This window comes from Variovorax sp. Soil_C_33, from assembly GCF_057656935.1.
Window position 1 is genome coordinate 289,044 of record NZ_JBDGJK010000006.1, and the last position, 20,739, is coordinate 309,782.

General features: G+C 66.9%; 19 protein-coding genes and 2 pseudogenes. 13 read left to right on the forward strand and 8 right to left on the reverse strand.

Annotation, left to right across the window (positions count from 1 at the left end; all coding sequences use genetic code 11):
- Nucleotides 1-17 precede the first annotated feature (17 nt).
- From AC3A6B_RS12285 to AC3A6B_RS12315, 7 genes are all read left to right on the forward strand, one after another.
- Nucleotides 18-2,414: a TonB-dependent siderophore receptor gene (locus AC3A6B_RS12285; protein WP_487836975.1), complete on the forward strand. Its 2,397-nt coding sequence runs from the start codon at nt 18-20 to the stop codon at nt 2,412-2,414.
- A 23-nt stretch (nt 2,415-2,437) separates the two neighbouring features.
- The gene (locus AC3A6B_RS12290; protein ID WP_487836976.1) at nt 2,438-3,751 is read left to right on the forward strand and encodes a lysine N(6)-hydroxylase/L-ornithine N(5)-oxygenase family protein; all 1,314 of its coding nucleotides are present in this window, start codon (nt 2,438-2,440) and stop codon (nt 3,749-3,751) included.
- Between the two features lie 12 nt (nt 3,752-3,763).
- A complete protein-coding gene (locus tag AC3A6B_RS12295; RefSeq protein ID WP_487836977.1) occupies nt 3,764-4,978 on the forward strand; it encodes an MFS transporter in 1,215 nt (404 codons plus the stop codon).
- Nucleotides 4,968-5,573 (forward strand): GNAT family N-acetyltransferase, encoded by a 606-nt coding sequence (locus tag AC3A6B_RS12300; protein WP_487836978.1) that lies wholly within the window; start codon nt 4,968-4,970, stop codon nt 5,571-5,573. The genes AC3A6B_RS12295 and AC3A6B_RS12300 overlap by 11 nt, the downstream gene beginning before the upstream one ends.
- A complete protein-coding gene (locus AC3A6B_RS12305; RefSeq protein ID WP_487836979.1) occupies nt 5,570-7,453 on the forward strand; it encodes an IucA/IucC family protein in 1,884 nt (627 codons plus the stop codon). Before AC3A6B_RS12300 ends, AC3A6B_RS12305 begins: the two co-directional genes overlap by 4 nt.
- Nucleotides 7,453-8,250 (forward strand): siderophore ferric iron reductase, encoded by a 798-nt coding sequence (locus AC3A6B_RS12310; RefSeq protein ID WP_487836980.1) that lies wholly within the window; start codon nt 7,453-7,455, stop codon nt 8,248-8,250. The genes AC3A6B_RS12305 and AC3A6B_RS12310 overlap by 1 nt, the downstream gene beginning before the upstream one ends.
- Nucleotides 8,251-8,321: 71 nt before the next feature.
- Entirely contained in the window at nt 8,322-9,515 is a 1,194-nt protein-coding gene (locus AC3A6B_RS12315) for an aromatic ring-hydroxylating oxygenase subunit alpha (RefSeq protein ID WP_487836981.1), read from the forward strand.
- On the opposite strand, the gene AC3A6B_RS12320 is transcribed toward AC3A6B_RS12315, so the two are convergent.
- The 7 genes and pseudogenes from AC3A6B_RS12320 to AC3A6B_RS12350 form a co-directional block, all read right to left on the reverse strand.
- The gene (locus AC3A6B_RS12320) at nt 9,470-10,963 is read right to left on the reverse strand and encodes a carotenoid oxygenase family protein (protein WP_487836982.1); all 1,494 of its coding nucleotides are present in this window, start codon (nt 10,961-10,963) and stop codon (nt 9,470-9,472) included. The two genes, AC3A6B_RS12315 and AC3A6B_RS12320, sit on opposite strands and share 46 nt — an antisense overlap.
- A 7-nt stretch (nt 10,964-10,970) precedes the next feature.
- Nucleotides 10,971-11,408: a DUF2141 domain-containing protein gene (locus AC3A6B_RS12325; protein WP_487836983.1), complete on the reverse strand. Its 438-nt coding sequence runs from the start codon at nt 11,406-11,408 to the stop codon at nt 10,971-10,973.
- A 125-nt stretch (nt 11,409-11,533) separates the two neighbouring features.
- Nucleotides 11,534-12,601, reverse strand: coding sequence for an AI-2E family transporter (locus AC3A6B_RS12330; RefSeq protein WP_487836984.1), 1,068 nt, complete (start codon nt 12,599-12,601; stop codon nt 11,534-11,536).
- A gap of 37 nt (nt 12,602-12,638) precedes the next feature.
- Nucleotides 12,639-13,337 (reverse strand): GntR family transcriptional regulator, encoded by a 699-nt coding sequence (locus AC3A6B_RS12335; protein WP_487836985.1) that lies wholly within the window; start codon nt 13,335-13,337, stop codon nt 12,639-12,641.
- 26 nt (nt 13,338-13,363) lie between these two features.
- A complete protein-coding gene (locus AC3A6B_RS12340) occupies nt 13,364-14,707 on the reverse strand; it encodes a C4-dicarboxylate transporter DctA (protein ID WP_487836986.1) in 1,344 nt (447 codons plus the stop codon).
- Nucleotides 14,708-14,831: 124 nt separating this feature from the next.
- Complete coding sequence (locus AC3A6B_RS12345; protein ID WP_487836987.1) at nt 14,832-15,137, reverse strand: hypothetical protein; 306 nt, start codon at nt 15,135-15,137, stop codon at nt 14,832-14,834.
- Between the two features lie 295 nt (nt 15,138-15,432).
- A pseudogene (locus AC3A6B_RS12350) lies at nt 15,433-15,557 on the reverse strand (IS3-like element ISAav4 family transposase); the annotation flags it as partial.
- Nucleotides 15,558-15,880: 323 nt separating this feature from the next.
- On the opposite strand from AC3A6B_RS12350, the gene AC3A6B_RS12355 reads away from it, so the two are divergent.
- Genes AC3A6B_RS12355 through AC3A6B_RS12370 form a run of 4 tightly spaced genes read left to right on the forward strand, consistent with a single transcriptional unit; the run spans nt 15,881 to nt 19,517 of the window.
- Nucleotides 15,881-16,546 carry a haloacid dehalogenase type II gene (locus AC3A6B_RS12355; RefSeq protein ID WP_487837008.1) on the forward strand — a complete coding sequence of 222 codons (666 nt, stop codon included), beginning with the start codon at nt 15,881-15,883 and terminating at the stop codon, nt 16,544-16,546.
- A 38-nt stretch (nt 16,547-16,584) separates the two neighbouring features.
- The gene (locus tag AC3A6B_RS12360) at nt 16,585-17,646 is read left to right on the forward strand and encodes a phosphotransferase (protein ID WP_487836988.1); all 1,062 of its coding nucleotides are present in this window, start codon (nt 16,585-16,587) and stop codon (nt 17,644-17,646) included.
- The gene (locus tag AC3A6B_RS12365; protein WP_487836989.1) at nt 17,643-18,983 is read left to right on the forward strand and encodes an aspartate aminotransferase family protein; all 1,341 of its coding nucleotides are present in this window, start codon (nt 17,643-17,645) and stop codon (nt 18,981-18,983) included. Before AC3A6B_RS12360 ends, AC3A6B_RS12365 begins: the two co-directional genes overlap by 4 nt.
- A gap of 33 nt (nt 18,984-19,016) precedes the next feature.
- Nucleotides 19,017-19,517: an Lrp/AsnC family transcriptional regulator gene (locus tag AC3A6B_RS12370; protein ID WP_487836990.1), complete on the forward strand. Its 501-nt coding sequence runs from the start codon at nt 19,017-19,019 to the stop codon at nt 19,515-19,517.
- An 11-nt stretch (nt 19,518-19,528) separates the two neighbouring features.
- Here AC3A6B_RS12370 and AC3A6B_RS12375 read toward each other — a convergent pair whose 3' ends face one another.
- A complete protein-coding gene (locus AC3A6B_RS12375; RefSeq protein WP_487836991.1) occupies nt 19,529-19,846 on the reverse strand; it encodes a tripartite tricarboxylate transporter substrate-binding protein in 318 nt (105 codons plus the stop codon).
- On the opposite strand from AC3A6B_RS12375, the pseudogene AC3A6B_RS12380 reads away from it, so the two are divergent.
- A pseudogene (locus AC3A6B_RS12380) lies at nt 19,823-19,978 on the forward strand (aldehyde dehydrogenase family protein); the annotation flags it as partial. The gene AC3A6B_RS12375 and the pseudogene AC3A6B_RS12380 overlap by 24 nt on opposite strands.
- A gap of 163 nt (nt 19,979-20,141) precedes the next feature.
- A complete protein-coding gene (locus AC3A6B_RS12385; protein ID WP_487836992.1) occupies nt 20,142-20,498 on the forward strand; it encodes a cupin domain-containing protein in 357 nt (118 codons plus the stop codon).
- Nucleotides 20,499-20,739 lie beyond the last annotated feature (241 nt).

Genomic DNA, 20,739 nt, shown 5'->3' on the forward strand with positions numbered 1-20,739 from the left:
TTCCCGGAAATCGACGCATGCCCCGCCCCCGCTTCCACTTCGCCCCGCTCGCCCTGTCCGTGGCACTGGCCTTTGCCGGCAGCGCGGCGCACTCCCAGGCCACCGGCAGCGACCTGGCCTCCACCCCGGTGCCGATCAACATCGCGGCGCAACCGCTGGCGCAGGCACTCAACGATCTGGCGCGGCAGGCCGGGCTCGAACTGATGGTGCCGCCCGCACTGGTGGCGGGCAAGACGGCACCTGCCGTCTCCGGCCGGCTCACGCCACGGCAGGCGCTGGACCGCCTGTTGGCCGGCAGCGCGCTGGCGGCGGCGATCGACGGCAATGCCGCCGTCGTCACGGCCGCGCCTGCGGCGTCGGGTGCCGCCGGCTTGCCGATGGTGACGGTCAACGCCAGCGCCGAGCAGGAAGCCGCGACCGGCGTCACCGGCTACGTCGCGCGAAGCAGCGCATCGGGTTCCAAGACCGACACGCCCATCATCGAGACGCCCCAGTCGATCTCGGTGGTGACCAAGCAACAGCTGGAAAGCCAGAAGCCGCGCGCCATTCCCGAGGCGCTGAACTACACGCCCGGCGCCTTCACCGGCCTCGTGGGTTCCTCCAACCGCTACGACTACGTGGCCCTGCGCGGCTTCAAGGACAGCAGCGTCGACAGCACCCTGCTCGACGGGCTGCGCATGCTGAGCGACCAGGGCAGCTACACCTCGATGCAGGTCGATCCCTATTTCCTGGAGCGCATCGACGTCGTGCGCGGGCCGGCCTCGGTGCTCTACGGGCGAGCGTCGCCGGGCGGCCTGGTCGCCCTGACCAGTATGACGCCGCAATTCGAGCCGCACCGCGAAGTCCAGCTCACCGTCGGCAACCGCAACCGCCTGGAAGGTGCGGTCGACCTCACGGGACCTGTCGATGCCAACGGCGTGGCGGCCTTTCGCATGACGGCGCTGGCGCGCAAGCTGGACTCGCAGTTCGAGCACGTGAAGGAGGAGCGGCGCGCCATCGCGCCGTCGCTCCTGATCAAGCCCTCGAAGGACACGCGCCTCCTGCTGCAGGCCTATCTCCAGGACGATCCCGAGGGCAGCTACCACAGCGGCGTGCCGGCGGACGGCAGCATCAACGCCAACCACAACGGCCGCAGGATCTCGCGCTACTTCTTCGACGGTGATCCGAGCATCGAGAAATACCATCGCACGCAGCGCTTCGCCGGCTACCAGTTCGAGCACGCCTTCAGCGAGCAGCTGAAGTTCCGGCAGAACTTCCGCTACGTCACGGCCGACACCACCCTGCGCCAGGTCTACGGCTACGGCTGGGCCGGCGCCGACGAGCTGACGCGGTTCTACTCCGGCGCCCGCGAATCGACGCGCGGCCACACCGTCGACAACCAGCTCGAAGGCCGCTTCCGGACGGGCGCGGTCGAGCACGCGCTGCTCGCGGGCCTGGACTACCAGAAGCGCCACGTCGACGGCAACTGGGAATCGGGCGGCGCGTTGCCGATCAACGTCTTCGCTCCCGTCTACGGCTTCCCCGGCCTGAGCGACGTAACCAGCTTCCCGATCGACCGCCGCTTCGAGCAGACCGGCTTCTATCTGCAGGACCAGATGGCGCTGGGCGGCTGGCGCCTCACGCTGGGCGGCCGCGAGGACCGGGCGAAGGCGTCGAACCAGATGGGCACCGGCGCTGCGGCGCAATGGAGCGGCTCCAAGTTCACCAAGCGCATCGGCGCCGTCTACCTGTTCGACAACGGCGTCGCGCCCTATGTCGGCTATTCCGACGGCTTCAACCCGAGCCTGCGCAACGACCGGCAGGGCAACATCCTGCCGCCGGCCGAAACCGAGCAGGTGGAGGCCGGCATCCGCTGGCAGCCCAAGGATTCGAACACGCTGCTCTCCGCGGCCGTGTATGACCTGGAGCAGAAGAACGTCGCCACGCGTCCGGTGGGCGCCACTTTCTTCGAGGCCGCCGGCAAGGTGCGTTCGCGCGGGCTCGAGCTCGAGGCGCGTTCGCAGCTGACGCGCGACGTGTCGGTGCTGGCGACCTACACCTACACCGACATGAAGTACATCGAGTCGCCGGACGGCTTCACCGGCAAGACGCCCTACCAGGCGCCGCGCCACATGGCTTCGGTCTGGGGCGACTGGAGCTTCGCGCCGGGTTACACGGTGGGCGGCGGCGTGCGCTATGTGGGCACCAGCTGGGTCGACAACGCCAACAGCTTCAAGGTGCCCTCGTACCTGCTGGTGGACCTGATGCTGCGCATCGATCTCGGGCGCCTGAACCCGTCGCTCAAGGGCTCCAACCTGCGCCTGGCCGCGAACAACCTGTTCAACAAGTCGTATGTGGCGTCGTGCATGAACCAGGACTACTGCTACTGGGGCGACGCCCGCAACGTGACCGCAACCTTCACCTACCAGTGGTAGGGGAAACAAGGAGATGGCCTTTGATGAAGCAAGACATCCATGAATTCATCGGGATCGGGCTCGGGCCCTTCAATCTGAGCCTGGCCTGCCTGGCGCAGCCCATCGGTGGCCTGAACGGCATCTTCCTCGAGCGCAACACGGAGTTCAGCTGGCATCCGGGGATGCTGATCGACAACACCACGCTGCAGAACCCCTTCCTGGCGGACCTGGTGAGCCTGGCGGACCCGAAGAGCCGCTTCAGCTTCCTCAACTACTGCAAGGAAGAGGGCAAGATCTATTCGTACTACTTCCGCGAGAGCTTCTACCTGACGCGCGCCGAGTACAACCGCTACTGCCGATGGGCCGCGGCGCAGTTGAGCAACGTGCGCTTCGAGCACGAAGTGCAGGAGGTGGTTCACGACGCCGAGCGCAACTGCTACGTGGTGACCGGCGTGCGAGGGCCCGAGCGCGAGCCTTTCGTCCTGCGCGCTCGCAAGCTGGTGCTGGGCGTCGGCTCCAAGCCGCTCTTCCCCGCCTGCTGCAAGCCGGGCGAGCACCGCTATCTGCACACCGCCGACTACATCGAGAGCAAGGCGCAGCTGCAGCAGAAGCGCTCCATCACCATCGTCGGCAGCGGCCAGAGCGCGGCCGAGGTCTATCACGACCTGCTCAAGGAAGCCGACGCGCACGACTACAGCCTGACCTGGATCACCCGCTCGCCGCGCTTCTTCCAGATGGAGACCACCAAGCTCACGCTCGAGATGTTCTCGCCGGACTACATCGACTACTTCTACAACCTCGACGAAGAGAAGAAGGAGCGCATCGTCCGCACGCAGGACAGCCTCTACAAGGGCGTCAACGCCAGCCTGATCAACCAGATCTACGACCTGCTCGACGACCGCCGCACGCAGGGGCGGCTGCGCACCCACCTCATCACCAACTGCGAGCTGCAGGACTGCCGTCACGACGCCGCGGCCGGCCGCTACGAGATCGAATTCCGCCAGCTCGACTGCGAGGCGCGCTACGCGCACCGCACCGAGGGGCTGGTCTTCGCCACCGGCTACCGCGAGAACATCCCGCCCTTCATCGAGGGCATCCGCCATCGGCTGCACTGGGACGAGAAGGGCCGCTACCGGCTGGCGCGCAATTACGCGGCCGACTTCAACGGCAACGAGATCTTCGTGCAGAACGCCGGCCAGCACACCCACGGCATGACCAACCAGGACCTCGGCATGAGCTGCTGGCGCAACTCGTTCATCCTGCGCGAACTGACGGGGGTGGAGCACTACCGGGTCGAGCGTCGCATCGCGATCCAGGATTTCTCGATTCCGTCCAGCGCGGATTTCGTCAGGCTCTGAAACAGGACGTCCATGAACCTGCGATCCCACATCATCACGATGACGGTGCTGGCCGTCATCAGCGACGCCATCCTGATTCCCTTCTATCCGCAGTTCTTCAGTGAGCGCTACGCGCTGGACAGCGCGGTGCACGTGGGCGCCTACGTGGCGGCCATCTCGATCGCCGTGATGTGCACGCTGCCCATCTGGGCGCGCGTGGCGCGGCGCGTCGAGCCCCTGTACCTGCTGGTCTACACGCAGTTCGCCGCCGGCACTTTCAGCCTGCTGTGCGACTGGGCGCCCGACGTGCAGACGTACTGGGTGCTGTCGATGCTGATGTTCATGTGCAAGAGCAGCTACCTGCTGATGTACCCGTACATGATGCGCCTCACGCCCAAGGACGAGCACGCGGCCACCATCGGCGTGCTGTCGGTGGTGGTGCACTTCGGCGCCATCTTCGGCGCCGTCGTGGGCGGCCTGGTGCTGGAGGCCTGGGGGCCGCGTGCCAGCATCTATGCCATGGCCGCGGGCGACTTCTTCCAGATGGCGGTCTGCATGTACCTGATCAGGAGCGGCAAGATCGTGCGCGTCAACAGCGGCGCGCATGCGCAAGCCGCCGCTGCTGCAGCGCCGCGCCGCGTCGACTGGCGCGCCCGGCTGCCGATCCTGCGGCTGGCGCTGGTGATGCTGCTGTTCGACTTCAGCGCCTACTTGATCCGCCCCTTCTTCTCGGTCTACTGGCAGAAGACCACGGGCTATGACAGCGAGCTGATCTCCGGCATGGCCTTCGCCATTCCGGGCGTGGTCGCCATCGTCGCGCTGCGGCTGCATGCCCGCATCCGCGCGCGCGGCGGCCGGCTGCCCGACCACACCGTGGGCAACCTGCTGCTGGGCATGGTCGGCCTGCTGCTGCATGCGGCGCCGGATCCGGTGTGGATCGTGCTCGGGCGCGTGCTGTATGGCTGGGCGCTGTTCCAGATCATCGTCAAGCTCGAAGTCAACCTATTCCGACTGTCGACGCCCGAGCGTTACGCGCACGACTACAGCATCACCAACTTCTTCCAGAACCTGGGGGTGCTGCTGTCCTCGTTCGCGGCCGGCGCCATCGTCGATCGCTACGGGCTGCACCTGCCCTTCCTGCTGGCGGCGGGTGGCTTCGTGCTGACCGCGCTGCTGGATCGCCTGATCCTCAACGTGCCCAGTGCCGACCATGTCGCCAAGCTGGAGGTGCCGGCCCATGCGAACTGACAGCGTCCACCGCCGCGCCGAGGCCGCGCTGGCGTCTTACCGCGATGCGGAGGGCTTCGTGTTCCGCCTGCTGCGCATTCCGCAGGACGCGCCGATGCTGCACCGCTGGTTCACGCAGGAGCGCGCCGCCTTCTGGCTGATGCAGGACAAGACCGAGGATGAAGTCCGCGAGGCCTACCAGGCGCTGATGGAATCCGGCACCGCCACCGCCTATATCGGCCTGCACGAAGGCCGGCCCGCCTTCCTGGCCGAGTGCTACGACCCCGCGCACGACCGGATCCGCACTTTCTATGAAGTGCGGCCCGGCGACCTGGGCATGCACGTCTTCGTCGGGCCGTCGGATGTGCGCATCCGCGGCTTCACGCGCGCCGTATTCCATGCGCTGATGCGCTTCATGTTCGCCCACCTGGGCGCCGAGCGCATCGTGGTGGAGCCTGACGCCACCAACCACAGGATCCACGCACTCAACCGGTCGGCAGGCTTCGTCTACGACCGCGACGTCGTCTTCACCGAGAAGATCGCCAGCCTCGCCTTCTGCACCCGGCGAGATTTTGAACAGGCCACGGCCGCTACCCTGGAGGAAATCCATCCATGAACCTCACCCTCGTGAACCAGCTCTCGCAACACCCGGCCGAGGCCGCCGCACACCTGACGCCGGAGGTGTGGGCCGAGGCCAATCGCCTGCTGCTGCGCAAGGCGATTGCCGAATACGCGCACGAGCTGATCGTCGAGCCCGAAGAGCTCGAGCCGACCAGCGGCAACTTCGCGCTCTACGAACTGCTGTCGGACGACGGCGCGGCGCGCTATCTGTTCGAGGCGCAACGCCTGGCGCTGCGCCACTGGCACATCAAGCCGGAATCGATCCGCAAGCTGGTGAACGACGCCGATGCGCCGCTCGATGCGCTGCAGTTCATCATCGAATGCCGCCAGCGCCTGGGTATCCGCGAGGAGCTGCTGCCGATCTATCTCGATGAGATCAGCAGCACCCTGTTCGGCAGCGCCTTCAAGCGCATGAAGGCCGATGCGCCCAGCAGCGCCGAGCTCGCCGACGCCACCGACTTCCAGACCATCGAGGTCGGCATGACCGAAGGCCACCCGGGCTTCGTCGCCAACAACGGCCGGCTGGGCTTCAATGCGGTCGACTACCGCGCCTACGCGCCGGAGGCCGGATCCGACATCCGCGTGATCTGGCTGGCGGTGCACAAGGACAACGCCGCCTTCGCGAGCATCTCCACGCTGAGCTACGAGCAACTCGTGGCCGAAGAGCTGGGCGCCGAGACGGTCCGGCGCTTCACCGCCCGGCTGCACGAACTGGGCGTAGCCCCGGCCGACTACTACTTCATGCCCGCGCATCCGTGGCAATGGTTCAACAAGCTGTCGATCGCGTTCGCCGGCTACGTGGCGCGGCGCAAGATCATCTGCCTGGACTACGGCGACGACCGCTACATCGCCCAGCAGTCGATCCGCACCTTCTTCAACACCAGCGACCGTTCCAAGCGCTATGTGAAGACCTCGCTGTCGATCCTGAACATGGGCTTCATGCGCGGGCTCTCGCCTTACTACATGTCGGGCACGCCGGCGATCAACGAGTTCATCAAGAAGCTGGTGACGCAGGACGAAGTCCTGCGTGCGAACGGATTCACCATCCTGCAGGAAGTGGCGGCCATGGGCTTTCGCAACCACTACTACGAGGCCGCGATCCCGCTCGACACGCCCTACAAGAAGATGTTCTCGGCGCTGTGGCGCGAAAGCCCGCTGACGCTGCTGCAGCCGGGCGAGCGCCTGATGACCATGGCCGCGCTGCTGCATGTCGACAAGCACGGCCAAGCGCTGCTGCCCGAGCTGATCCGCCGCTCCGGCCTCTCCACCGTGGACTGGCTGCGCAGCTACCTGCAGGCCTACCTGACGCCGCTGCTGCACTGCTTCTACGCGCACGACCTGACGTTCATGCCGCACGGCGAGAACCTGATCCTGGTGCTCGACCGGCACGTACCCGTGCGCGCCATCATGAAGGACATCGCCGAGGAATGCGCCATCCTCGACCTCGCGGCTAAGGCGCGCCTGCCGGAGCGCGTCGATCGCATCGCAGTGGACGTGCCGGACCACTTCAAGCTGCTCGGCATCTTCATCGACGTGTTCGACGGCGTGCTGCGTCATATCAACCCGGTGCTGGTCGAGAACGATTGCTGCACCGAGGACGATTTCTGGCGCGCCGTGGCCGACTGCGTGCACGACTACCAGGATGCCCACCCGGAGCGCGCCGACAAGTACGCGCACTACGACATGTTCGTGCCCGAGTTCCTGCATTCCTGCCTGAACCGCCTGCAGCTCGGCAACAACGTGCAGATGGTGAACCTGTCCGATCCGGCGTCCAGCCTGAAGATGGCGGGGAATCTCGCGAACCCGATCGCCAAGTTCCGCCGCCGCCCGGCGGCAGAGGCGAGAGCGGCCGCCCTGGCGGAAAGCGTGGCGTGATGCTCGGCATGCAGGCGGGCGCGGGTGCTGCGGTCGTTGCCGGCGCGATGCCGGCCGCGCGGCCCGACTCCGATCTCGCCCGCATGCTGCGGCTCGCGCAGCGCATCGTCCCCGGGCTGTGCGGCACGCAGGGCAGGGAGGTCTTGCCCGGCGCGCTGCGCGAAGGCGACGAGACTGCCTTGCGCGCGTTGTGCCGCCACTGGGCCGAGGCGTATCCGGAGGCCGGCGCGCATTACCTCGCGCTGCGCTGCTGGGGTCTGGCGATCTGGCAGCCGGTCTATCTGAGCGTGATCGCCGCGCAGCTGGACACGCACGTGCCGCGGCTCGCCGGCCTCGCTCAGCCGGTGGCCGAGGGCTTCCCGCGTGGCCTCCAGCTGCCCGTCCATGCGCCGGTCACGGGGAGCCTGTCGGCGCGCATGGATGCCGCGGCCGCCGAGCTGCGCACATTCTGCGATGCGATGCGCGCGGCGCTCTCGCGCTGCGTCACGCTGCATGCGCGCGCGGCCGACCGCCTGCAGGCCGAGTGCGTGCTCGGCGCCTTGCTGCTGGTGCACGCCCACGCACCGGCTTGCAGCGACAGCGAGCTCGCCGCACTCGGCTCGGCCTGGCTCGCGCGCCTGCGCATCGCCGGCGGCTGCGGCTTCTTCGCCTACCGCGCGCGCGACGGCACGCCCGCGCTCGCGCTCGAGCGCAAGGTGTGCTGCCACCACTTCCGCCGCCGCGACGGCGAGCAGTGCAGCACCTGTCCCAAGCTCCCGCTCGACACGCGAATCGCCCGCCTGCTGGCCGATTCGTAGCCCCTTCCATTCACGCGATGCGTCGACGCCGGCGAAGGCCCGGCGCATCCCGTCACGCATTGGAGATTCCGATGAACGATGTCACACGTCTTTCGCATGTTCTGCCGGCGTCCACGCAGCTGCCGGTCGATGCCTACTTCGACCAGGCCCTGTTCGCGCGCGAGCAGGAATTGATCTTCGATCGATCGGCCCGCTACGTCGGGCACGAGAAGACGGTCCCCCAGGTCGGCGACTGGCGCCGGCTCGCGCAGGAGGGCGGTGGGCGTGTGCTGGTGCGCAATGCCGAGGGCGTGACCCTGATGTCCAACGTCTGCCGGCACCGGCAGGCGCTGATCCTCGGCGGCGAAACCGGCGACGTGCGCGGCCTTGCCAACCCGAGCGGCAACCTGGCTTCCGCCGGCGGCCGCATCGTCTGCCCGCTGCACCGATGGACCTACGACGACCGCGGCGAGCTGCTGGGTGCGCCGCAGTTCGAGCAGAAGCCCTGCAAGAACCTGCAGTGCTTCGGGCTGCGCAACTGCCACGGCCTCTTGTTCGAGGGCGCGCGCGATCCGGCGCAGGACATGGCGCCGCTGTTCGCGCGGCCGGAGTTCGATTTCTCCGACTACGTGCTCGACCATGTCGAGGTCCACCAGTGCAACTACAACTGGAAGACCTTCATCGAGGTGTACCTGGAGGACTACCACGTCGCGCCGTTCCACCCCGGCCTTGGCGCTTTCGTCAGCTGCAGCGAGCTGCAGTGGGACTTCGCCGACTGGTACAGCATGCAGCGCGTCGGCGTGCACCAGGCGCTGGGCCAGCCCGGTACGGAGGTCTATCGCACCTGGCACGAGCGCCTGCTCGACTACCGCACCGGCGCCGCGCCCGATTTCGGCGCGGTGTGGGTGACGTACTTCCCGACCCACATGATCGAGCTCTATCCGCACGTGCTGGTGCTGTCCACGCTCTATCCGAAGGGTCCGCAGGACACCGTCAACGTGGTCGAGTTCTACTACCCGGAGGAAATCGCCGCCTTCGAGCGCGAGTTCGTCGAAGCTCAGCGCGCCGCCTACATGGAAACCGCCAGGGAAGATGACGAGATCGGCGAGCGCATGGACGCGGGCCGCCGCGCGCTGCTCGAGCGCGGCACTTCGGACGTCGGGCCCTACCAGTCGCCGCTGGAAGACGGCATGTGGCACTTCCATGCCTGGTACCGGCAGATGATGGGCTCCGCCATGCTTCAGACGGGCACGAAAGCCCCGTGCAGCCCGAGCGGCAGCGCATAGGGCAGCGTCGCCTGCGCCACCGGTCCGGCAGTCAGCTGGTCGGCCGCGAAGCAGCACAGCAGCGTCTTCTTCTGTGCGACGTCGAGCACGGTGCCGAGGATCCAGCCCGGGCCGGTGCCGTCGGGCACGAACAGGTGTTCCTCCACCATCGCCTGCGCGCCGAAGGAGAAGCGCTGGCTGCGGCCGGTCTCGACATCGGTGCGCGCAATGGCGCCGAAGCCGGGTTGCTCGCGCATGCCTTGCGTGGCATGCACCACGCTGCGGTGGCGCAGGCCGACGCGGCGCGGGTCGATGCGCGGGAACTCGGCGTCCAGCGGCAGCGCCTCCTGCGTGGCCTGGCCGGCGCCGAGGTTCAGCGTGGCCAGGGTCAGGTGCGGATCGGTGCTCTTCACGCGGCGCCCGCGCATCAGCTCGCGGTTGGTGGTGAACACCGAGCTCGCGTTGTCCGAGCGCACATAGTCGATGCGGATCCGCGTGCCGCGAGGCGTCTCTTCTTCCCATGCATTGCCTACATGGAACAGGAAGCCGGCCGGCAGCGTGAGCAGCTGGCGCCGGTCCCAGTTCTTCTTGTCGACCACCAGCGCGCGCATGCCCAGCTCGGGCCGCCACACGTGGGCGTCGAGGAAGTTCGCGCCGGCCTCCTTGCGCTTGCCGTCGTAGACCAGCGGCGGCATCAGGAAGACCAGGTGCCGCTCGGTGACGGCGAAGTCGTGGACCATCGGCAGGTCGGCCACCGGCGCCGCGGCCGCGCGGCGCAGCGCGCCGTCGGGCGCGATCTCGTAGAGCGCGAGCAGTCCCTGGCTGGAGCCGACGCCGAAGTTCCAGATCGTGCCGTCGGGGTCCACCCGGGGATGGGCCGAGAAGGGCATGCCGGCGAGATCGGGGCGCCAGGTCTTCACGCCTAGCGTGTCCAGCGTGCGCGCGTCGATGCGCGTGGCCGAGCCGCCTTCCCACAGCGCGAGCACTTCGCCCGCGAGCGGCAGCACGCTGGTGTTGGCGACGTTGATGCTGTCGGCCGAAGTCGGCGGCTCCACCCCCGGCGGGATCGTGCCGAAGGCCTCGGTCAGCCGGCGGCCGGCCCGCACCTCGGCCACGTGCTTGGGCGTCTGGACGTAGCGGCCCTGGTGGTGGACCTGCGTGCCTTCGATGACGAAGCGATGCACCATGCCGTCGCCGTCGAACCAGTGGTGGTAGCGCTCGCCGCCCAGGTCGTGGCCCGTCGGGCCGATGCGAAAGAGCGTGCCCGCGACCGCGTCGGGAAAGCGGCCGCGCACCGCTGTGCGAATCAGCGGCAGGTCGGCCGGCGGCGTGGCGAAGCCGATCTTCCAGGGCGCATCGGAGGCTTCGAAGTCGGCCTGCCAGCTGTCGGTGCCGGCATGCACGAGGGAAGTCAGCAGGGGAGTGGCGCCGGCCCATGCGAGCAGGCGCAGGAGTTCGCGTCTCAGCATCTCCGCCTCAGCGCAGGTGGATGACGGTCTTGAGATCGGCATCGATGCGGAACGTCGCGGCATCGAAGCCCGGCGCGGCGCGGTTGCCCTTGGCGTCGTTCGAGAAGCCGTAGCGTTCGGTCGGCATGCCCATCAGGTTGGTGTCGAGCTTGCCGTTGCCGTTTTCGTCCGCGAACACTCGCAGCGCATAGCGTCCCGGCGCCAGTCCCGGGAAGGCAAGCTGGGCTGCGCCGGCGCGCAGCGGCACGGTCTGCGCGGCGAGCGCCTTGCCTGCGGCGTAGCTCTCGGCGCTGTCGAAGAGCGCGACGTAGAGCGTGGCCTCGGTCGCCGGGCCATCGACGACGCTCAGGCGCAGGTCGGCGGCGAGCGCGCCCAGCGGGGCGAGCAGGGCGGCGGCGCACAGGACGCGCGTGCCGCGGCGGGGCAGGTGAGCAGAAAAGTTCATCAAGGGCCTCGTCGGAAGTGGAGGCCCGAAGATCGCGCAACCGCCGGCTGCTGCCCAGCGTCATGCGACGGAATGCGGAAATGCGCGCGCCAAATGCGCGAGCGGCGGGCGAAGCGCCCCCCGGATCAGGCCGGCGGCTCGCCCTGCTCCTCGTTCGACGAGGCGAACAGGTCCCAGGCGGCCATGAACAGCGCCGCGATCACCGGCCCGATCACGAAGCCGTTGACGCCGAAGAGCGCCATGCCGCCGATGGTGGACATCAGCACGATGTAGTCGGGCATCTGCGTGTCCTTGCCCACCAGCACGGGGCGCAGGACGTTGTCGACCAGCCCGATCACGACCACGCCGAAGACGATCAGGAACACGCCTTGCCAGATCGCGCCGGTGGCCAGGAAGTAGAGCGCCACAGGCAGCCAGATCAGCGCTGCGCCCACGGCAGGCAGCAGGGAGAGAAAGGCCATCAGCACAGCCCACAGCAGCGCGCCCTGCACGTCGAGGAACCAGAAGGCGAGGCCGCCCAGCGCGCCCTGCACGGCCGCGACCGCCACGTTGCCCTTGATGGTGGCGCGGATCACGGTGGTGAACTTGTTGAGCAGGTAGTGCGTGTGCGGCCGCGCCATCGGCAGCGCCTCGCGCACCGTCTTCGACAGCTCGGCGCCGTCGCGCAAAAGGAAGTACAGCAGATACAGCATGACCGCGAAGCTGACCAGGAACTCGAAGGTGTTCTGCCCGATGTTGACGGCCTGGGTGGCGATCATCTGGCTGGTCTGGGCCGCCCCCTGCGAAAGCCTGCCGAGCAGCGCCTCCATGTTGCCGAGGCCGAAGCGGTCAAGCAGGCTGAGCAGCCATTGCGGCAAGGCGGCCGCGATCTGTTGCAGGTAGCGCGCGAAGCTGATCTCGCCCGAGCGGATCTTCTGCGCCACCAGCGACACCTCCTGCACCAGCGAGGCGGTGACCATCGAGAGCGGGATGATCACGATCACCAGGCAGATCGCGAGCGTGGCGAGCGCCGCGAGGTTGCGCCGCTTGGGCATCTTCCTGAGCAGCCGCTTGTAGAGCGGCGTGAACAGGATGGCAAGGGCCACGCCCCAGAGCACGGCGCCGGAGAAGGGGGCCAGGATCGCGAGGAAGGCGACCGTGACGGACGCCAGCAGGAACAGGAAGACGCCGCGCTGGAGTTGGGGTGAATTCATACGCCGGCTACTGTAGCCGACCAGGTTCGCCGCCTTGTCAGCGCAAGGCGCGAGGAAGCGTCACCGGCGCCAGCATGGCGCGCAGGCGCTCGTCGGCGCCCGGCGCGGCCTCGGCCTCGACCTGCAGCGCCTCTTCGACGTTGCCGATGTGGTCGAGCATCAGCTGCCGCGCGCGCTTGGTGTCGCCGGCTTCCAGCGCGGCCACGATCGCCGCATGCTCGGCGCACGACTGCCCGGCCTCGTGCTTCGACTGGAACAGCGTGGCCGCGAGCGTGGTGCGGGCCGTGAGGTCGCGCAGCACGTCGACCAGCAGGCGGTGGCCCATCTGGTCGGCCAGGCAGACATGGAAGTCGGCCAGCAGGAAGGCGCGCGTCGCGGCATCGGCGCCGGCGATGGCGCGCTTCTCGTCGGCGATGTGCTCGCGCAGCTTGCGGATCACCTTCGAGAGCGGCCGCCCCGCCTCGGCCAGGATGCCGGCCTCGACGATGCGGCGCGCGGCGAAGGCGTCGCGCGCCTCCTCGGCCGAAGGCTGCACCACGTACCAGCCGCGCCTCGACTGCACCTCGACGAAGCCGCGTGCCTGCAGCTGCATCAGCGCCTCGCGCACCATGGTGCGGCTGACGCCGAAGTTCTCCGCCAGGTCCTGTTCGCCGAGGCGATCGCCGGGGGCGAGCTTCTGCGCCAGGATGGCTTCGACCACGCGCTCGGCGATGGTGGTGGGCGTGACGTCGGTCATGGCGAGGCGCGGTTGTTGAAGGGGACCTAGTGTGCCGCGTGCGCCGCGTGCGCCGCGTGCGCCGCGGCGACCGGGGAGTCGGGCTCGGCCAGCGGCTCGTCCTCGGGCGAGTGGGTGCCGTTCAGCACCGCATGGGCGCGATCGCGGTCGATGTCGCCTTCCCAGGCCGCGATCGCGACGGTGGCGACGCAGTTGCCGATCAGGTTGCCCAGGGCGCGCGCAATGCCCATGAACCAGTCCACCGAGAGCACCAGCACCAGGCCGATCGCCGGGATGGCCGGAATCGCGTGCAGCGTGGCGGCCAGCACCACGATCGCCGAGCCCGGCACGCCGTGCGCGCCCTTGGAAGTGACCAGCGCGATCGCCAGGATGGTCAGCAGGTCGGTCGTCGAGATCGGCGTGTTGGTCGCCTGTGCGATGAACACGGCCGCCAGCGTGATGTAGATCGAGAAGGCGTCGAGGTTGAAGGAGTAGCCGGTCGGGATCACCAGGCCCACGGTCGAGTCGCGAATGCCCATGTGGCGCAGCTTGGCCATGATCTGCGGCAGCACGCTGTCCGACGAGGTGGTGGCGAACACGATGGTCAGCTCCTCGCGCAGGTAGCGCAGCAGCTTGATGAGGCTGAAGCCCGAGAGCCGCATCACGAAGCCCAGCACCACGAACACGAAGACGATCACCGACGCGTAGAACAGCGCCACCAGCATGCCCAATTGCTTGAGCGAGCCGATGCCGTACTTGCCCACGGTGAAGGCGATCGCGCCCAGCACGCCCAGCGGCGCCAGCTTGATGATGATGCCCATGATCTTGAACAGCACCTGCGAGAGCGTTTCGACGAAGTCGCCGACCGGCTTGCCGCGCGGGCCCAGGAGCGCCAGCGCGCAGCCGAACAGCACCGCGAACAGCAGCACCTGCAGCACGTCGCCGGTGGCGAACGCGTTGACCACCGTGGTCGGGATCAGCTTCATGAGGAAGTCGACCGTGCCGCCGCTGGTGAGCTTGTCGGCGTTCGAGGCATAGGCGCTCATGGCCGCGGCGTCGAGCGCGCCGGGGTCCACGTTCATGCCCACGCCCGGCTTGAACACGAAGCCCAGCACCAGGCCCATTGCCAGCGCGATGGTGGTCAGCACCTCGAAGTAGATCAGCGACTTGACGCCGACCCGGCCCACGCGCTTCAGGTCGCCCGCGCCGGCGATGCCGTGCACCACCACGCAGAAGACCAGCACCGGGATGATCATCTTGATCAGCTTGATGAAGCCGTCGCCGAGCGGCTTGAGCTTGACGGCGAAGTCGGGAAAGAACAGGCCCGCCGCCACGCCGAGCACCAGCGCGATGACCACCTGACCGAAGAGCGATTTGGCGAAACGGGGCATGGGGAGTCTCCGTGATTGGTTGCATGCAAGCAATCAGTAATCTTGCATACAAGCAATGTAGGCAAGATCCGGATTTTTTCTGTGCGGGTATTCCCGGTGTCGGTGTCAGGGTTGCGCACTTGTTCTAGGTCAATAAATGCCTGAACAGGTCAATAAATGGGATCAGGCCGTGGACGCGGTCGAGAAGCGCGGCCCTGCTCTGGGACGAGCTCGCGGACCAGGTCGCCAAGTTCGAACGGCCCGAATAGCCCTGCACGCACTTGCCGTCTTTCGCACTGTCGATGTCCCAGTTGCGGCGTACGACATCGCCCTCGATGACGCGTTCTGCTGGCGGGCGGCATTCAGGCGGCTCGCCGAGTTGGTCGAAGTTGAGGGGACAAGAAGCTTGGACATGGGAAACCTTGTTCGCGCTTGCCGGATGGTGACCCATGCTAGAGAAAGCACTGCGGCGGTGATGCCGAAGCAGATGCCATGAAAGGTGGGAAATGTTTGATTGGGAGCTTCTGCCAACTCATCGTGTGGCAGCAACGGACGCTGGAAGGCAAAACTCCAGCCGGCATGGCGACAGGGCGCGCCAGACAAGTCAGGCAAATCGAACCAGGGCTGTGGATTTACTCCTGTGAACCGCGCAGACCCAGGCAACGCGCAACAAATGAGACACCAATGAGTTGCTTCGCCAGTTCTCTCGCTATGGCGCCTGGCTGCCCTGGTCGGAATCGTTGATGACCGACCCAGTTCGCGATGGCTTGCGCTGTCGGGTCGAACTTATGTGACGCCCCGGCAGGGCTCTTCCTGCTCGCGCCAGCTCAACGATCTGTTCTCGAAATGCCGCAGGGTACGGTGGCCTGATCTAGGCCGGACTCCTTCTTACATAACGGTAGGGTGTCCATGACGAGGAGGCAAGTTCAGTCAGCAGTGCAGCCAAGGAGGTTGGGGACGAGAACGCCCCAGGTTCCGCAAGCGCAGAAGTAGCCCGCATAGAGCTGGATTTCCTGCCCCCTTCGCGACGCAACTCCACGCCACGCTGATCAGGCACCCGCGGACATCACCACTCAAAAATGCCAGGCCCCATCCGGATTGACCAAGAAACTGCTTGGATTCCGTTGCGATATGGCATCTCCTCCAATGGGCGCGAACCTAGACTTGTTCCATCTCAACGCAGCGGGTCAACCCATGATATTCAAACCCAAATTCATCAGCTTCGATTGCTATGGAACGCTCATCAACTTCGAGATGGGCCCGACAGCAAAAGTCCTGTTCAACGACCGTGTGTCAGCCGACCGGATGCCGGCGTTCCTGGACAGTTTCAGGGCCTATCGCCTCGATGAGGTACTGGGCGACTGGAAGCCCTTTTTCGACGTGGTGGAGAACTCCATCCAGCGTGCCTGCAAGGCGCACGGCATCGAATGCCTGGCATCGGATGCGGTCGCGCTGTACGACGCCGTGCCGACCTGGCAGCCTCACCCGAACGTGGTCGAGGTGCTGGAGGCGATCGCGCCGCACGTGCCGCTGGTGATCCTGTCGAACTCGATGGTCGACCTCATCCCTCACAGCGTCGCGCACCTCAAGGCTCCGTTCCACGCCGTCTACACCGCCGAGGAAGCGCGTGCGTACAAGCCGCGCATGCAAGCCTTCGAGTGCATGTTCGACCAGCTGAAATGCGGGCCCGATCAGATGATGCATGTCTCGTCAAGCTTCCGGTATGACCTGATGACGGCGTCCGACCTGGGCTTCATGGCCAAGGCCTTCATCGACCGGGGCCACGAGCCTACGTCGACCGAATACGGCGTGAGCCGCTTGACAGACATTCGTCAGCTTCCTGCGCTGCTCGGACTCTGATGCTCATGCCTGACCCCCACCTTGGACCTCAGGGGACGATGCCTGAGGGCCGCCCGAGCGAGGCCGCTGCGCTGAGCACCGCAGCGCCCGACCTGGCGCCAGCCGAGGTGCAGGCGCTGGTGGCGCGCCTCTACGGTATCGACGGCAGCGTGAAGGCGCTGGCTGGTGAGCGCGACCAGAATTGCGCCGTGGAATCCGTCGACGGCACGCGCTACGTGTTCAAGATCAGCAACCCCGCCGAGCCGCTGTCGCTGGTCGATTTCCAGATCGCCGCACTTGAGCACATCGCCCGCACATCGCCCAGCCAGCCGGTCCCTCGCGTCGTGCGGATGCTGGACGGACGCGCGCGCGACACCGTGGAGCTCGCCGACGGCACCCGGACCACCGTGCGCATGCTCACGTACCTCGAGGGCATCCAGATCCGGGAGACACCGCGCACCGCCGCGCAGCGCGTGGCGATGGGCAAGGGTCTGGCCGAACTGAACCTTGCTCTTCGAGGCTTCACGCACCCTGCGGCCACGCACGACCTGCTGTGGAACGTGTCGGCCGCGCACCGTCTGACTGTCCAGCTCGACAGCCTGGTCGAAGGACCACGACGTGCGCTGGCCCAGTCGTTCATGACGCGCTTCACCGACCATGTGCTGCCCCGCCTCTCATCGTCGAGGGTGCAGGTGATCCACAACGACTACCACCTCTACAACGTGCTGGTCGCGCCGGACGACCAGGCGCGCATCACCGGCATCATTGACTTCGGCGACATGCTCCTTGCGCCACTGGTCGGCGAGGTGGCGACGGCTGCGGCCTTCCACATGACCGGCAGCGCCGACCCGTTCGAGGGACCGGCGCAGTTCGTCGGTGCCTACCAGGCCGTCCTGCCGCTGACCGAGCTGGAGCAGGACATCGTCGCCGACCTCATGGCAACGCGCCACCTCATCACGGCCCTGATCTCGGAGTGGCGCGCCCTGCGATATCCCGAGAACCGCGCCTACATCATGCGCCACAACCCCGCGGCCTGGGAGGCGCTGTCGCAGATGGCAGACCTCTCCCGCGACGAAGCGCGCGACCGCTTACTGACCCCAACACGAAACGGAACCTCATGAAAACCACCGCTGACTTCAACATGGTCAACGCCTACATCCCCGGCCGCGCCAACGTCGGGCCCGCCACCGAGGCGATGATCGAGCGGCGCAATGCGCTGCTCGGCCCGGCCTACCGGCTGATGTACGAACACCCGCTGCACATCGTGCGCGGCGACGGCGTGTGGCTGATGGACCCGGAGGGCCGCCGATACCTCGATGTCTACAACAACGTCACCTCGCTCGGTCACTGCCACCCCGCGGTGACCGAGGCGATCTGCCGCCAGGTGCAGACGCTTGCGACCAACACTCGATACCTCCACGACACCATTCTCGAGCTGGCCGAGCGCCTGCTTGCCAGCGTGCCCGGCACCGACCTGGCCCATCTGATGCTGACCTGCACCGGCAGCGAGGCCAACGACCTGGCCTATCGCATCGCCAAGGTACGCACGGGGGGCACGGGTGTGATCGTCACCGACACGGCCTACCACGGCATCACCGACGCCGTGTCGCAGTTCTCGCCATCGCTCGGCGTGACCGTCGACCTCGGCCCGCACGTTCGCCTGGTGGCAGCGCCGCGCCTGTACCACGCCGAAGGCGCCGACCTGCGCGAGCGCTTCACGCGCGACGTCGAGGCGGCCATCGCCGACCTGCAGCGCCATGGCATCAAGCCGGCAGCCTTGATCGTCGATTCGCTTTTCACCAGCGACGGCATCCTGCCCGAGCCTGCGGGCTTCCTGAAGGGAGCGGTCGAGGCGATCAAGCGCGCTGGCGGCCTTTTCATCGCGGACGAGGTGCAGCCCGGCTTCGGCCGCACCGGCGAGCACATGTGGGGTTTCCAGCGCCACGGCCTGGTTCCCGACATCGTCACCATGGGCAAGCCGATGGGCAACGGCCAGCCGATCGCGGGCCTCCTCGCGACAGCCGACGCCCTGGCGGAATTCGGCAAGAATTCGCGCTACTTCAACACCTTCGCCGGCAACACGGTCTCATGCGCAGCGGCCCTGGCGGTTTTGGAGACCATAGAACGTGACCGACTGGTGCCGCACGCAGCCAAGATCGGCAAGTTGCTGCGCGACGGCATCGCCAGGCTCGCCGCAAAGCACGAGGCCATCGGCGACGTGCGGGGAGCGGGGCTCTTCGTCGGCGTCGAGCTCGTATCGGACCGGAGGACACGCGCTCCGGAGCGCGGCCTTACCAGCCGGGTGGTCAACCTGATGCGCGACAAAGGCGTGCTGCTCAGCGCCTGCGCCCAAGGGCACAACGTGCTCAAGATCCGTCCGCCGCTGGTTCTCTCGGCGGAGCAGGCCGGAATGGTGATCGAGGCGCTCGACGAATCGCTCACCCAGGCGCAGCGCTAGTCGCCGGGCTCGACTTGACAGTACGATCGCCCCATGAGATCAGCAGTTTCGTTCGACCGGTTCGATCTCAAGATCCTGGAGCATCTCCAGCGCGAGGGGCGCTGCTCGAACGTCGATCTGGCCGAGTCGATAGGCCTCAGCCCCAGCCCGTGTCTCCTGCGCACCAAGCGGCTGCAGGAGACCGGACTGATCCGCGGCTACAGCGCCGACATCGCGCTAGACAAGCTGGGGGAGTGCGTCATCGTGTTCTCGGAGGTCACCATCAGCAGCCACCGACCAGATGATTTCCGCAAGTTCGAGGAAGGCGCCGGGAAGTACGAGGAGATCGTCGAGTGCTACAACGTCAGCGGCGGGTACGACTACCTGCTGAAGATCGTGGCGCCCGGTGTCGGCTATTTTCAGGCGCTGATGGAAAAGATGCTGGAAGACGATATCGGTATCGAGCGCTTCGCCAGCCGGATCGTCCTGCGCCAGTCGCTGGACCGGCGCGGGTATCCGCTGGGCATCATCGCGACCCAGAAACGGTGGGAGTGAAGTCGTGGGGCTCAGGCCGCGGTAGGGGCAGGCCAGGGCTTGCCAGCCAACTTCGATGAGGCCACGCTGCAGTGTCGCGAGCGGTCGGTGCCAGCAGGCGCCACGAAGCCGATCCAGGTGACCAGGTCCATGTCGGTCAGACCCGACTCCGCCAAGGCGGGGGTGGGGACGTCCGGCAGCGACGGCGAGCGCTTGGCGGCGCTGGTGACTGCGAGAGGTCTGACCTTGCCGGCCTTCACGAAGGCGATCCCCGGACCCAGCGCGTCGCCGCTGCCCTTGTACGGCCGAGCTGATCGAGACCCGGAGCCGGCACGGTCTGGGTTAATCACTATGGCCGCACGGCCGACTAGGTGATCCCCACAGGCGGATACCACAGCTTTGGCATCGCCAAGGATCTTGGACGGCAGGCCGTGGAGGCGAACAGTCGCTTCAAGAACGTGCTGGTCGACCTCTCCAACTGATTCGCGGCAGTCTCAACGGATTTGCCCGCGCAAGCAGATTGCACTTGGCCGCGCAGCCAATCGCGCATTTGCCACCGATTTCGGCATCGGCTTCGGCACCCACGCGGGACCATCCGAACATAGCATCAGGGTCGTGTTCCACCCTCCTGAGAGTCCCCATTCCATGTCAAAAAATCTGCTCGTCAACTTCAACTTCGACCAACTCGGCGATCCGCGCGAATATCGGCCCCCGGCCGAACGGGTCATCGAGGGAGACATCGTGTGCCGCAACTGGGACGTCGACAGCGCCAAGGACGACAAGGTGCGCGCTGGCGTGTGGGAGTCGACACCCGGCGTCAACCGCTCCATCAAGGGCGAGACCTGGGAGTTCTGCCTGATCCTGTCCGGCTTGGTCGAGATCACCGAGGACGGACAGAGCCCGGTGACCTACAAGGCCGGGGACTGCTTCATCATGAAGCCCGGCTACACCGGCACCTGGCGCACCCTCGAAACCGTCCGCAAGGTATGGATCATGGCCTGAGCATGACGCAGCCGCTGGCGCTTCAAAAACGTGCGCATGCCTTCGCGGCAACGCACCGAGGTGCGTGGCTGCACACGCAAGGGGCAGACGGCACGGTATGCCGCCGCACCCCCTCCAAATCGCAGCTTCCGCGCGCTGCGTGCCGCATTTCCCCACAAGCTCGACGCGTGTGCGTGCTGCAATCGCTTCGTAATGAACTTGTCGCATTTGCCACCTAAGGAACCGAGACCATCATGACCTT